The sequence below is a fragment of the Microcella frigidaquae genome (assembly GCF_014200395.1).
GTDB classification, from domain to species: Bacteria; Actinomycetota; Actinomycetes; order Actinomycetales; family Microbacteriaceae; genus Microcella; species Microcella frigidaquae.
In genome coordinates this window covers 367,829-380,956 of the sequence record NZ_JACHBS010000001.1, presented here as the reverse complement: position 1 = coordinate 380,956, position 13,128 = coordinate 367,829, and the positions used below count along the sequence as shown (strand labels likewise).

Here is a 13,128-nt window from a genome sequence, read left to right as displayed (position 1 = left end):
ACGAGGGCCCCGCGACCGATACTCGGTCACGGGGCCCTCGTCGTGGGTGCCCTACTGCAGCGAGATGCCCTGGGTCTCGGGGGCGCCGCGGTACATGCCCTCGATCACATCGGCGAAGTCGGCGGTGATGACATGACGCTTGATGCTCATCTTGGGCGTCAGGTGTCCGCTCGACTCGGTGAACTCGGTGGCCAGCACGGTGAACTTGCGGATCGACTCGGCTCGTGACACCCGGCTGTTGGCCCCGTCGATAGCGCGCTGGATCTCCGCGAGCACCTTCGGGTGCTGCGCAGCCTCCAGGAGCGACATCTGCGGGTCGAGCTCGTTGTTGTTGAGCCACACCGGCAGCATCTCGGTGTCGAGGGTGACCAGGGCCGAGACGAAGGGCTTCTGGTCGCCGACGACGACGACCTGGCCGACGATCGGGTTCGCGCGGATCGGGTCCTCGAGCGCCGCCGGAGCGACGTTCTTGCCGCCGGCGGTGACGATGATTTCCTTCTTGCGGCCGGTGATGGTGAGGTAGCCCTCGTCATCGAGCGAGCCAATGTCGCCGGTGCGGAACCACTCGCCCTCCATGACTTCCGCGGTCGCCTCCGGCTTCTTCCAGTAGCCCGCGAAGACGTTGATGCCGCGCACGAGGATCTCGCCGTCCTCGGCGATCTTCACCCCCACACCCGGCAGGGCCGGGCCGGTGGTGCCGATCTTAAAGCGGCTCACCAGGTTCACCGTCGCCGGGGCGGTCGTCTCGGTCAGACCGTAGCCCTCGAGGATCCGGATGCCGAGGGCGCGGAAGAAGTGGCCGAGGCGCAGTCCGAGCGGGGCCGACCCCGAGACGGCGTAGACGACGCGGCCGCCCATGGCGGTCTTGAGCTTCGAGTACACCAGCTTGTCGAAGAGGGTGAACTTCAGCTTCAGGCCGAGCGGCACGGTGCCCGCATCCAGGGCCTTCGAGTACGCGACGGCGGTGTCGGCAGCGGCGCGGAAGATCTTGCCCTTGCCACCCGCCTCGGCCTTCTGCTCGGCCGAGTTGTAGACCTTCTCGAACACGCGCGGCACGGCCAGGAGGAACGTCGGCTTGAACGAGCCGAGCGCCGGCAGCAGCTGCTTGGTGTCGGCCTGGTGGCCCACCTTGACGCCGGCGTGCACGCCGAGGATCGAGATGAAGCGCGCGAACACGTGCGCGGTGGTGATGAAGAGCAGGGTCGAGGTGCCGGGCGCGACGACCTCCTTCATGGCGACCGCCGCGTTGCGGGCGAGCTCGACGAAGTTCGAGTGGGTCAGGATGCAGCCCTTGGGGGTGCCGGTCGAGCCGGAGGTGTAGATCAGGGTGGCGAGGTCGCTGCCCTTCGCCGCGGAACGGCGGGCCTCGAGCTCCTCGTCGGAGATGCCCGTGCCCGTCGAGGCGAGCTTCTCGAGGTCGCCCAGGTGCATCTGCCACACGTGGCCGATGCTCGGCACCTCGCTCGCGATCTCGTCGTAGCGCGCGAAGTGCTCCGGGGTCTCCACGATCATGTGGTGGGCCTCGGAGTCTTCGAGGATGTACTGAATCTGCGCCGGCGCGCTCGTCTCGTAGATCGGAACGAGGGCGGCCCCGGCGAACCACGCGGCGAAGTCGACCAGGGTCCACTCGTACCGCGTCTTGCAGATGAAGCCGATCTTCTCGCCGGGCTTCACGCCCGCGGCCATGAAGCCCTTGGCGAGCGCGACCACCTGCCGGTGGAACTCCGCCGTGCTGACGTCCGACCAGCCGCCGTCGGCGGTGGGGAGCGCGAACAGCGGCTCGTTGGGGGTGAGCCGCACCCGGTCGATCAGCAGATCGGTGGCGTTCGCCTCCGGGTCGGGCGTCACGACAGCCGGGACGAAGAACTCTTTCACGGCAACTCCTTTGATACCGGGGGCGGATGTTCGCTCCCACTCTAACCCGGTGCGCGGTCGACCGACGCGGGCGAGAAGCCCTCACTAGACTCGACACTCGTGCACTCCATCGGAATCGACATCGGCGGTACGAAGATCGCCGGAGCCCTGGTCTCGGACGACGGCGCCATCCTCGCCGAGCGCCGCGAGCCGACCCCGGCCGGCGACCCTTCGGCCATCACCGACCTCGTCGTGCGGATGATCGAGGAGCTCCGCGACGGTCAGGAGGTCATCGCCGCCGGCGTCGCGGCCGCTGGCTTCATCGACGCCGCGCAGTCGACGGTGTACTACGCGCCGAACATCAACTGGCGCAACGAGCCGTTCCGCGACCGGCTGCGCGAGCGCCTGGACCTCGACATCACGATCGACAACGACGCGAACGCTGCCGGATGGGCGGAGTTCCGGTTCGGGGCGGGGCGCGAGGCCCACGACATGACGATGCTGACGATCGGCACGGGCGTCGGCGGTGCGATCGTCGTCGGCGACCGCCTGCTGCGCGGGGGCTTCGGCACCGCCGGCGAGCTCGGGCACCTGCGGGTGGTCCCCGACGGGCTGCCCTGCGGCTGCGGCGCGCGCGGCTGCATCGAGCAGTACGGCTCGGGGCGCGCCCTGCTGCGCATGGCCAACGAGATCGCCGATGCGGGCGGCATCGGTCTGCAGCTGGCACAGGCGCGCGAACGCGCCGGCGGCCTCACCGGCGACATCCTGGCCGACTTCCTGCGTGAGGGGGACGCCGGCGCCCTGCACGCGCTGCGGCAGCTCGGCACCTGGCTGGGCCAGGCCTGCGCGAGCCTCAGCGCGGTGCTCGACCCCGAGATCTTCGTCTTCGGCGGGGGGGTCTCGGTCGCCGGCGACCTGCTCATCGACCCGGTGCGCGAGGCGTACCTCGCCAACCTTCCGGCGCGCGGCTATCACCCGGAGCCCCGCTTCGTCGTGGCCGAGCTCGTCAACGACGCCGGCGTAGTCGGCGCGGCCGACCTGGCCCGCATCCATGCCCTCGGCGTCTCCGGGTAGCGGTCTTGCGATCGCATCCCCGCCGTCACGCACGAGGGGTTAGGCTGATGCGCGCTGTTGAGGAAGGGAGCCAGGGGTGTTCTACTGGCTGATGAAGAACCTGGTGATCGGTCCGATCCTGCTCACCGCGTTCCGCCCCTGGGTGCGCGGAATCGAGAACGTCCCGCGCTCGGGAGCGGTCATCCTGGCCAGCAATCACCTCTCGTTCACCGACTCGGTGTTCCTGCCGCTCGTGCTCGACCGGCGCGTCGTGTTCCTGGCGAAGAGCGACTACTTCACCGGGCGCGGCATCAAGGGCTGGCTGATCCGCATGTTCTTCGAGGCGAGCGGCCAGCTGCCGATCGACCGCTCCGGCGGGAAGGCGAGCGAGGCCTCCCTCAACACGGGCCTGAAGGTGCTCGCCGAGGGCTACGCGCTCGGCATCTACCCCGAGGGCACCCGCAGCCCCGACGGCGTCATGTACCGCGGCCGGACGGGTGTGGCCCGCATGATCCTCGAGTCGGGGGTGCCGGTCGTGCCGGTCGCGATGATCGACACCGAGAAGGTCATGCCGATCGGGTCGAAGATGCCGAAGGTGGTGCGTCCCGGCGTGATCTTCGGCGAGCCGCTCGACTTCTCTCGTTTCCAGGGCATGGAGGGCGACCGCTTCGTGCTGCGGTCGATCACCGACGAGATCATGTACGAGCTCGGGCGCCTCAGCGGTCAGGAGTACCGCGACGTCTACGCGACCACGGTGAAGGACAAGCGCCCCGCCAACGCCCGGTAGGCTGGAAAACCGGGCCGTCCGCGCGCCCGCACCGCCCTTTTCCACCACCAGTTGTGAGGAATCCCCCCGTGGTCGACCCCTTCGAGCCTGTCGTGCATGCTGACCCCGCCGTCATCGCCGGGCTCGACAACTGGCGCACGCTGCCGATCAAGCAGCAGCCCGAGTGGCCCGACCGGGCCGCCGTGGCCGCCGCTTCCGCCGAGCTCGCCACCCTGCCGCCGCTCGTCTTCGCGGGCGAGGTCGACATGCTGCGTGACCGCCTGGCGCGCGCGGCCCGGGGCGAGGCCTTCCTGCTGCAGGGCGGCGACTGCGCCGAGACCTTCGCCGGTGCCACGGCCGACCAGATCCGCAACCGGGTGAAGACGATCCTCCAGATGGCGGTCGTGCTCACCTACGGGGCCTCCATGCCCGTCATCAAGATGGGCCGCATGGCGGGTCAGTTCGCCAAGCCGCGCTCGAGCGACACCGAGACCCGGGGCGACGTCACCCTGCCCGCCTACCGCGGTGACATCGTCAACGGCTACGACTTCACGCCCGAGTCGCGCCAGGCCGACCCCGCGCGACTCGTGAAGGGCTACCACACGAGCGCCTCGACGCTGAACCTCATCCGCGCGTTCACCCAGGGTGGCTTCGCCGACCTGCGCATGGTGCACAGCTGGAACAAGGGCTTCGCCGCGAACCCCGCCAACCAGCGCTACGAGGGCCTGGCGAAGGAGATCGACCGCGCGGTGAAGTTCATGGAGGCCGCGGGCGCCGACTTCGACGAGCTGAAGCGCGTCGAGTTCTACTCCAGCCACGAGGGCCTCCTCATGGACTACGAACGCCCGATGACGCGCATCGACTCGCGCACAGGCACCCCGTACAACACCAGCGCCCACTTTCTCTGGATCGGGGAGCGCACGCGCGAGCTTGACGGTGCGCATGTCGACTTCTTCAAGCGCATCCGCAACCCCATCGGCGTGAAGCTCGGCCCGTCGACGACGCCCGAGACCATGGAGCGCCTCATCGACGTGCTCGATCCCGAGCGCGAGCCCGGGCGCCTCACCTTCATCACGCGCATGGGCGCTGGCATGATCCGGGATGCCCTCCCGCCGCTCCTCGAGGCGGTCAAGGGTCTCGACGCCAACCCGCTGTGGGTCACCGACCCCATGCACGGGAACGGCCTCACCACGCCCACCGGCTACAAGACGCGTCGCTTCGACGACGTCGTCGATGAGGTCAAGGGCTTCTTCGAGGCGCACCGCGCGGCGGGCACCCACCCGGGCGGCATCCACGTCGAGCTCACCGGCGACGACGTCACCGAGTGCCTCGGCGGCTCGGAGCAGATCGACGAGGAGACGCTGGCGACCCGCTACGAGTCGCTCTGCGACCCGCGTCTGAACCACATGCAGTCGCTCGAGCTCGCCTTCCTCGTGGCCGAGGAGCTCGGGCGCAGCTGAGCGGCGGTCCCGCATCCGTCGCCATGGGGCGGCGGGCGCTCAGTACTGCGCGATGACCGTGACGCGGGAGTTGCGCAGCACGCGCTCGCCCGCGGCCGGGTCGGTGGCCTGCACCGGTGCGAGCGGCGAGTCGCGCAGCCCCGGCGGCACGTTGGTGTCGAGCGCGACCTCGAAGCCGGCCTGCTCGAGAATCGCGATCGCCTCCTCGATCGAACGTCCGACGACGTTCGGCACGTCGACCAGGTCGGGCCCGCGCGAGACGATGATGGTGAGCGTCGCGCCGGGGCGCACGGGGCCGTCGCCGGTGCGCTCGACGCGCAGCACATCGCCCTGGGGCACCTCGTTGTCGAACGCCGACTCGCCGCCGACGATGCCGGTCAGCCCCCTCGCGGTGAGGGCGGCCTGCGTCGCCTCCACGGTGAGCCCGCGCACCTCGGGAATCCTGCCGACCGAGACGATCAGCCGCACCTCAGTGCCCTTGAACGAGTCGGCGCCCGCATCGAGCGCGGCCTCGTCGACATCCACGACGGCGATGACTGAGCCCTCCGGCACGTCGGCATCGAACTGGGGGATGCTCTCGCCGAGCTCGAACCCGGCGCCGACCAGTGCGGCGCGGGCGTCGGCCTCGGGCTGCCCGATTACGTCGGGAACGGTCGTCGGCTCCGGGCCGAGCGAGACGATGAGGGTGACCACGGTGTCGCGGTCCACGACCTCGCCGGCCGGCGGGTCGGTGGCCGCGATGCGCCCGGCCTCGACCTCGAGATCGTAGGCCTCGCCGAGCTGCTCGTCGACGGTCGCGCCCTGCTCCTCGAGCACGAGGCGGGCGGCCTCCGGCGTGGCTCCTCGGACGTCGGCGATGGTGACCCGCGCGCCGGGTCCGGCGCCGAACCACCAGCCGATGCCGGCGGCGAGACCGGCCAGAGCCAGCACCGCCGCGAAGAGGATCCACCCCCGCCGACGATTGGCGGGGCCGCGCCGCGCGAGCTCCGCGGTCGCGCTCGGGCCGCTGTCGGTGCCGGAAGACCCGCGTGTGCCCAGCACCTGGGTCTCGTCGGTCGCCGGGGTCACCGTGATCGGGCTGGTGAGGAGCAGCGTGCGCTGCGTCGCCGCGGCGGGCAGCGCGGTCTGCAGCGCGCGACCGGTCTCGGTGACCTGGTCGAGCAGCGCCCGCGCGTCGGCCGGGCGGTCCTGCGGGTCGCGCGCGGTCGCCCAGAGCACCAGCTCGTCCCACTCCGCGGGAACACGGGGGTTCAAGCTGCTCGGGGCCGGCACCGAATCGTTCGCGTGCTGGTAGGCGATCTGCATGGGCTGCTCGCCCTTGTACGGCTGCTCACCCGTGAGCATCTCGAACATCATGATGCCGACCGCGTAGATGTCGCTGCGCGTGTCGGCCACACCGCGCGTGACGAGCTCGGGGGAGAGGTAGGCGATCGTGCCGAGCAGCGCCTTGCCGGTCGCCGTGTTCGCGCTGGCGGCCCGCGCGAGGCCGAAGTCGCCGATCTTGATGCGGCCGTCATCGGCCAGCAGCACGTTCTCGGGCTTGAGGTCGCGATGCACGATTCCCGCCTTGTGGGCGGCGGCGAGACCGGCGAGCACGGCCTCGGCGATGTCCATGGTCTGCTCGGGGGTGAGCGCCCCGTACTCCTGGAGCAGTTCGCGCAGCGTGATGCCCGGCAGGTACTCCATGACGAGGTAGGCCGATTCGGCATCCTGGCCCTGATCGAAGACATTGACGACGTTCGGATGCGCCAGCCGGGCCGCGGAGCGCGCCTCCTGGATGAAGCGCTCCTTGAACTGGCTGTCATCGGCCAGATGCCCGTGCATGATCTTCACGGCGACCAGGCGGTCGAGCCTCTGATCGGTGGCGAGGTAGACGGTCGCCATCCCCCCGCGGGCGATGCGCGAGCGGACCTGGTACCGACCGTCGATGAGACGGCCGATGAGGGGATCGGTCGTCGCGCTGCTCACCCGCTCAGTCTAGGTCGCGGGGCGGCGTCGACCCTGGAGCCACGCGCGGTGCCGACTGCGACTCAGGTGAGCTCGTCGTACCAGGCCCAGGCGCTCGTCTCCCACTTGGCGTACGCGTCGGGGTAGGCCGAGATCTGCACGGCCTGCGCCGCACGCGTGAGCGTCATGCTCTGCCAGCCGGGGATGTCGAGCAGGCCGCGGGTGTAGCCGGAACGACCGACGTAGAACAGCCGGGCCGCGTGGCTCGGGATCTGCAGGTCCGCGGCGGTTCCCCAGCCGGAGCTCGGGCGCTGCTGGAAGAGGCCCACCGAGTCGCGGTCGCCCCACGAGAGGTTGCGCAGCGACGACTCCTGCATGGCGGTCGCGAGCGCGATCACGATGCCGTAGGTGGGAACGCCCAGCTCGCGGCCGACCCGCACGATCGTCGCTGCGTGCGTGCGCATCTCGGCCGTGAGCGGCGTGACGGTGCCGCCGCTCGGGGGGCGCGGGGTGCTCGGCGTTCCCGGCGTCGACGGCACGGTCGGGCGGTTCACCACGGGGGGAGCGGCCACCGGAGGGGGCGCGGCGGGCAGCACGGGGCGCTTGGCCACGGTCATGTCGGCGACCGCCGCGGCGAGTTCGGTGCCGCCCGCGTCGCCCGCGGCGGCCTGCTCCGCGATCGGGGCTGAGGCGGCGACGCGCGCGGATGAGGTCTCGACGGGCACGTCGGCAGCGGCGCCGACGATCGGAGCGGGCGCGGGGGCCGGTGCCGGCACGCGCCCCGGCACCACGATCGACTGGCCGGGGTAGACGATGCTCGTCCAGGTCAAGCCGTTGGCGTCGAGGATCGCCTGGGTCGTCACCCCGAACCGGGCGGCGAGTGACGAGAGGGTGTCGCCCTTCACGATCGTGTACACCCCGCCCACGGTCGTCGGCGTCGGCAATCCGGTCGCCTTCACCGGGGCCGACGTCAGACGGAGGACCTGGCCGGGGAAGATCGGTGCCGACCAGGAGAGGCCGTTGAGCGCGAGCACGGCGGCCGTCGGCAGCCCGAAGGACTGCGCGATGGAGCTGACCGTGTCGCCGGGGGCGACCGTGTAGACGGCGGGGGCAGTCGTGGCCGCGGCCGTGCGGGTCGCGAGGGCTCCAGGGATGATGGCCGCGCCGAGCCCGCTGACCACCGAGCGCATGTTCACAGGCTCGGGCGCATGCTGCGGGCGGGGGGAGTGCGGCTTGCGCGGTGATGCCGCGTCGGCGGGGGTGGCGACCCCGACACCGAGCGCGATGGCCCCGGTGAGCACGATGGGCATGGTGGAGAAGGCGGCGGTCCGCAGCCGCGGCGAGCGCGCCGGCAGGGCGGGTCGGGAAGCGCGCTCCGGGTTCGGCGGCGCGCTCGGGGCGGTGCGCGGCGAGAGGCCGGCGAGCACGGCTCGGGCGCGCGGGTCGATGTGCTGCTCGATGCCCGGCTCGGTGCCCGGCTCGCAGGACGGCGCGGTGCTCCCGGCATGCCTCGGATCGCTCATGCGCGAAACCTCCCCTGCCCCCGTGGGCGCACTGCGGCGCGATGGCCCCCCGGCCACTGTTTCACAGTACTACGCAAGTGAAGAGAAGTGGAAGATGTGGTTTCCGTTCACATGTTCGTAACATTCGACTCGTCGGGCGACGGGGGGCAGAGCATGGCACTCTGGTGACGTGGCTTCCGAATCCGCTCGCTGGTTGACCGTCCCCGATCTCGTCGAGATCCTGAACCTCAGCCCCGGACGGGTGCATCGACTGCTCGAGGAGCGGCAGCTCCTGGCCGTGCGCCGTGACCGGGTGCTCGTCGTGCCGGAGGAGTTCCTGCTCGACGGCGCGCCTGTCAAGGATCTGCGCGGCACCCTGACGCTCCTGGCCGACGACGGTTTCAGCGACGACGAGGCGATGGACTGGATGCTGACGCCGAACGAGATGCTCGGCGCGTCGCCGATCGCGGCGCTGCGATCGGGCCGCAAGGCCGAGGTCCGACGCGTCGCCCAGGCGCTCGCCTTCTAGGTCGCGCGGCGCGTCACCAGATCGCTGAGCCCGATCAGCTCGGCGCGCGCGGCGCGGCTCACGGGAGCATCCTCGAGCGCGTGGAGCGCCTCCTGCACGGAGCGCTCGATGATCCGCTCGGTCGTCTCCACGGCGCCGCTGTCGCGGATCGTCGCCTGCAGCGTCGCGATCTGGTGATCGGTGAGGTCGGGTTCGCCCAGCAGCTCATCGATGAGGGCCACGGCGCCGGCGGGCAGTGCGGCGCGGGCCAGCGCGATGATCACCGTGCGCTTGCCCTCACGCAGGTCGTCACCGGCAGGCTTGCCGGTGACCGAGGGATCGCCGAAGATGCCGAGCAGGTCGTCGCGCAGCTGGAAGGCGACGCCGAGGGGCAGGCCGAAGGCGCGGAGCGCGGCCACCTGCTCGAGCGTTCCGCCGGCCATCACACCGCCGAGGGCGAGCGGAGCCTCGATCGAGTACTTGGCCGACTTGAAGGTCACGACGCGGTGCGCGCGGGGCAGCAGCTCGGCCTCGGGGGAGTCGCGCCAGGCCACCTCCTCGAGAATGTCGAGGTACTGGCCGACCGTCACCTCGGTGCGCATCGTCTGGAACTCGGCACGGGCCGCGCGCGCGCTGCGCGGATCGCCGAGGCGCGCGAGTCCGACGTCGAGCAGCTCGTCGCTCCAGCCCAGCAGGAGGTCGCCGAGGAGCAGCGCCGTCGCCGTGCCGTAGGTGCGGGGGCTGCCGGTCCACTCATGGCTGGCGTGGTCGGCCTCGAACCGGCGGTGCGCCGCCGGCATGCCGCGGCGCGTGTCGGAGTTGTCCATGATGTCGTCGTGCACGAGGGCGGCGGCGTGGAACAGCTCGAGCGCCGCGGCGGCCTCGATGACGCTCGGCAGATCGCTGTGGGTGTCGAGCTCGGCGAGGAGGTCGTCCGGTCGGACGGTGCCGGCGACCGCGTGCCAGCCCCAGTAGCAGAAGAGGGCGCGGAATCGCTTGCCGCCGCCGAGCAGGTCGCGGCTCGCATCCATGAACACCGAGAGCTCGGGGGCGATCTGCTCCAGCTGGGTCGCACGCTCCTCGAGGAAGCGCTCCAGCCGGGCGTTGACTAGGTCGACTAACCGGGTTCTCTCAGGCACTCGCCTAGCCTATCCAGCGCGGCGAGCCTAGAATGTGGGGGGAGGGGGCTTCCCCTCCTAGTCGTCGAAGGGGTCATCATGCCGCTGTCTGAGCACGAGCAGCGCCTCCTGGAGGAGATGGAGCGCAATCTCTACCAGAACGACGCCGATTTCGTCGCCACCGTCGCCGGCCGCCGAGGCAAGCCGAACTACCGGCTCATCGTGATCGGCGCGCTGCTCGCCGTGGCCGGTGTTGCCGCGCTGGTCGCGGGCGTCATCGTGCGGCAGCCGATCGTCGGCGTCGTGGGCTTCGGCCTCATGCTCGGCGGCGTGCTCATGGTGCTCTCGCCCGGTCGCGGTGCGGCCGAGCCGGCCGCCGCCGGCCGTTCGGGTTCCGCCCGTGCTCCGCGATCGTCGTGGATGCAGACCATGAACGAGCGCTGGGAGCGTCGCCAGGACGAGCGCGGCGAGTAGCCCTCCACGTTCCTCCACGTCAGGGGTCGGCCTTCGGGCCGGCCCCTTTTTCTGTGCCCTCATCCCGGTGCCCCGAGCGGGCGGTTCACGGGGCGTTTCGCTGCGGAGTAGGCCTTTCCCTCCACCGGGCCTCCCGTCGCGCTCCCTTTCCCTCCACCTCGATCTCCCCTGTATTTCCGCGGCTCTGTGGGGAGCATCCGGCGTGACAACAGTGAAGTCCAGGCATAAACTCCTCGAAGTGCTTCCATTTGTGGAGGATAGTGGAGTAAAGTGGAGGGCATCACCTGATCTCGGGCCGGAGATGAGAGGGGGGCCAGGACGATGCTTCTCGGCACGTACACCCCCAAGCTCGACGACAAGGGGCGGATCATCCTCCCGGCCAAGTTCCGGGCCGAGCTCGCTGGCGGTGTCGTCCTCACTCGCGGCCAGGAGCACTGCATCTACGTCTTCAGTGCCGCGACCTTCCTGCAGCAGCTCGAGAAGCTGCGCTCCGCACCGCTGACGAGCAAGCAGGGTCGCGAGTTCCAGCGCTTTTTCCTCTCCGGCGCGAGCGAGCAGGAGCCCGACTCGCAGCACCGCGTGACCATCCCGCAGGTGCTGCGCGACTACGCCGGCCTCGACCGCGAGCTCACGGTCATCGGTGCGGGCGACCGTGCCGAGATCTGGGCCACCGAGGCCTGGAACACCTACTACGCCGAGCGCGAGGAGGCCTTCGCCGCCACGGAGGAGGAGGTGATTCCCGGACTCTTCTGACCGCGGGGGCCTGACTCCCAGCCGTGACCCGCCCTGGCGCACCTTCCCCGGTGCCAGGTCGCACGGATGGGGATCAGGGCCCCGCGAGCAGGACCGACATCACCATGACGACCACCCCCGTGCACATCCCCGTCATGCTCGAGCGCACCCTCGAGCTCCTTGCCCCGGCTCTCGACGTGCCGGGTTCCGTTCTCGTCGACGCCACCCTCGGCCTGGGGGGCCACGCCGAGGCCGCGCTCGAGCGCCACCCCGGCCTCCACCTCGTCGGCCTCGACCGCGACACCGACGCGCTGGCCCGCGCCGGCGAGCGGCTCGCCCCGTTCGGCGATCGTGTCGACCTCGTCCACACCGTCTACAGCGGCATCCGGGATGCTCTCGCCGGGCTCGGCATCGACCAGGTCACCGCGGTGCTCTTCGATCTGGGCGTCTCGTCGATGCAGCTCGACGAGGCCGAGCGCGGCTTCGCCTACGCGCAGGACGCGCCGCTCGACATGCGCATGGACCGCACGACGGGCATCACGGCGGCCACTGTGCTGGCGGAGTACTCCGAAGCCGAGCTGCGCCGGATCTTCTACGCCTACGGCGAGGAGAAGCTGGCGCCGCGCTACGCGCGCCGTATCGTCGAGGCCCGCGTCGAGCATCCCCTCGAGCGCTCGTCGCAGCTGGTCGAGCTGATCGCCCAGGCGACGCCGCGCGCCGTGCAGCGGGCCGGCCACCCGGCCAAGCGCGTCTTCCAGGCGCTGCGGATCGAGGTGAACGGCGAGCTCGCCGCCCTCGAGGCAGCGCTGCCCGCGGCGCTCGACGCTCTCGCCGTCGGCGGGCGCATCGTGGTGCTCGCCTACCAGTCGCTCGAGGACCGCATCGTGAAGCACGAGCTCGCCTCCCGCACCCGATCGACGGCACCGGCCGGTCTGCCGATGGAGCTGCCCGAGCACAGCCCCGAGTTCCGTCTGCTGGTGCGCGGCGCCGAGCTCGCCGACGAGGCCGAGCGCGCCCGCAACCCGCGCGCGATCCCGGTGCGCCTGCGCGCCGCCGAGCGACTGAAGGAGGCCGCATGAGCGCCGTCCCGGCCTCCAGCCTGACCGCACCGGGCCGCGGCCTGCCGCGTCGCGAGTCGCCCGCCCGCCCGCCGCTCGAGGTGGTGCCCACGCGGCAGCAGCGTCGCGCCCGTCCGCGCGCCGTCTACGCGGTCGCCACGATCGCGGGCGTGTTCGCGATCCTTCTCGCGCAGCTGATGCTGAGCATCGTGCTCTCCGATGGCGCGTACCGCATCACGGCGCTCGAGGGGCAGCGGGCCGAGCTCGACCGCACCGCGCAGATCCTCACCGAGGACCTCAACGTCTACGACTCCGCTCAGTACGTGGCGGCCAATGCCGAGTCCCTCGGCATGGTGGTCAGCACCGTGAGCCCCGCATTCCTCCTCCTCTCCGATGGCACCGTCCAGGGTTCCCCGAGGCCGGCGGGGGCCGGCAGCGGGGTCTTGGACGGCAGGGGCGATCTCGTCGGCAATGTGCTGCTGACCGACGTGCCCCTCGTGACCCCGACGGCGACGGGGGGTGCATCGGCGGCGGCTCTGAGCGCGCCTCCGACGCCGTCGTCGTCGGGGTCGCTACCGTCGACCGCGGGCGAGCTGGCCTCGACCGGGGCGCTGCCCTCGCCCGTGACGCGCTGATCGGTGGGGAGGACGGAACCG

12 protein-coding genes are annotated in these 13,128 nt (G+C 71.1%); 8 read left to right on the top strand and 4 right to left on the bottom strand.

All coding sequences use genetic code 11. The features are described 5' to 3' along the window. Positions 1-51 precede the first annotated feature (51 nt). The gene (locus BJ959_RS01810; protein ID WP_153980987.1) at positions 52-1,875 is read right to left on the bottom strand and encodes an AMP-binding protein; all 1,824 of its coding nucleotides are present in this window, start codon (positions 1,873-1,875) and stop codon (positions 52-54) included. Between the two features lie 99 nt (positions 1,876-1,974). Between BJ959_RS01810 and BJ959_RS01805 the strand changes: the two genes are divergently transcribed. The 3 genes from BJ959_RS01805 (at position 1,975) to BJ959_RS01795 (ending at position 5,133) form a co-directional block, all read left to right on the top strand. After that, a complete protein-coding gene (locus tag BJ959_RS01805; RefSeq protein WP_153980988.1) occupies positions 1,975-2,928 on the top strand; it encodes an ROK family glucokinase in 954 nt (317 codons plus the stop codon). 76 nt (positions 2,929-3,004) lie between these two features. After that, positions 3,005-3,694, top strand: a complete 690-nt coding sequence (locus BJ959_RS01800) for a 1-acyl-sn-glycerol-3-phosphate acyltransferase (RefSeq protein ID WP_153980989.1) — start codon at positions 3,005-3,007, stop codon at positions 3,692-3,694. A 68-nt stretch (positions 3,695-3,762) separates the two neighbouring features. After that, on the top strand, positions 3,763-5,133 hold the full coding sequence (locus tag BJ959_RS01795; RefSeq protein WP_153980990.1) for a class II 3-deoxy-7-phosphoheptulonate synthase: 1,371 nt from the start codon (positions 3,763-3,765) through the stop codon (positions 5,131-5,133). Between the two features lie 39 nt (positions 5,134-5,172). Here the strand turns inward: BJ959_RS01795 and pknB are convergent, their stop codons facing one another. Beyond that, entirely contained in the window at positions 5,173-7,101 is a 1,929-nt protein-coding gene (pknB, locus tag BJ959_RS01790) for a Stk1 family PASTA domain-containing Ser/Thr kinase (RefSeq protein ID WP_153980991.1), read from the bottom strand. Between the two features lie 62 nt (positions 7,102-7,163). Next, entirely contained in the window at positions 7,164-8,603 is a 1,440-nt protein-coding gene (locus BJ959_RS01785; protein WP_243738785.1) for a LysM peptidoglycan-binding domain-containing protein, read from the bottom strand. Between the two features lie 169 nt (positions 8,604-8,772). Between BJ959_RS01785 and BJ959_RS01780 the strand changes: the two genes are divergently transcribed. Then, positions 8,773-9,111 (top strand): Rv2175c family DNA-binding protein, encoded by a 339-nt coding sequence (locus BJ959_RS01780; RefSeq protein ID WP_341799827.1) that lies wholly within the window; start codon positions 8,773-8,775, stop codon positions 9,109-9,111. On the opposite strand, the gene BJ959_RS01775 is transcribed toward BJ959_RS01780, so the two are convergent. After that, complete coding sequence (locus BJ959_RS01775; protein ID WP_153980993.1) at positions 9,108-10,229, bottom strand: polyprenyl synthetase family protein; 1,122 nt, start codon at positions 10,227-10,229, stop codon at positions 9,108-9,110. The genes BJ959_RS01780 and BJ959_RS01775 overlap by 4 nt on opposite strands. Before the next feature lie 78 nt (positions 10,230-10,307). On the opposite strand from BJ959_RS01775, the gene BJ959_RS01770 reads away from it, so the two are divergent. The 4 genes from BJ959_RS01770 to ftsL all read left to right on the top strand — a co-directional run bounded on the left by BJ959_RS01770 (position 10,308) and on the right by ftsL (position 13,107). Then, complete coding sequence (locus BJ959_RS01770; RefSeq protein WP_153980994.1) at positions 10,308-10,682, top strand: SCO2097 family morphological protein; 375 nt, start codon at positions 10,308-10,310, stop codon at positions 10,680-10,682. A 321-nt stretch (positions 10,683-11,003) separates the two neighbouring features. Continuing rightward, entirely contained in the window at positions 11,004-11,435 is a 432-nt protein-coding gene (gene mraZ / locus BJ959_RS01765; protein WP_153980995.1) for a division/cell wall cluster transcriptional repressor MraZ, read from the top strand. Positions 11,436-11,539: 104 nt separating this feature from the next. After that, the gene (rsmH, locus tag BJ959_RS01760; RefSeq protein ID WP_153980996.1) at positions 11,540-12,493 is read left to right on the top strand and encodes a 16S rRNA (cytosine(1402)-N(4))-methyltransferase RsmH; all 954 of its coding nucleotides are present in this window, start codon (positions 11,540-11,542) and stop codon (positions 12,491-12,493) included. Continuing rightward, on the top strand, positions 12,490-13,107 hold the full coding sequence (gene ftsL, locus BJ959_RS01755) for a cell division protein FtsL (protein ID WP_153980997.1): 618 nt from the start codon (positions 12,490-12,492) through the stop codon (positions 13,105-13,107). Before rsmH ends, ftsL begins: the two co-directional genes overlap by 4 nt. Positions 13,108-13,128 lie beyond the last annotated feature (21 nt).

Bases quoted from the DNA above. Each gene is read 5' to 3' on its own strand.
- BJ959_RS01785 (WP_243738785.1), bottom strand. From the start codon at position 8,603: ATGAGCGATCCGAGGCATGCCGGGAGCACCGCGCCGTCCTGCGAGCCG.
- BJ959_RS01770 (WP_153980994.1), top strand. From the start codon at position 10,308: ATGCCGCTGTCTGAGCACGAGCAGCGCCTCCTGGAGGAGATGGAGCGC.
- mraZ (WP_153980995.1), top strand. From the start codon at position 11,004: ATGCTTCTCGGCACGTACACCCCCAAGCTCGACGACAAGGGGCGGATC.
- rsmH (WP_153980996.1), top strand. From the start codon at position 11,540: ATGACGACCACCCCCGTGCACATCCCCGTCATGCTCGAGCGCACCCTC.
- ftsL (WP_153980997.1), top strand. From the start codon at position 12,490: ATGAGCGCCGTCCCGGCCTCCAGCCTGACCGCACCGGGCCGCGGCCTG.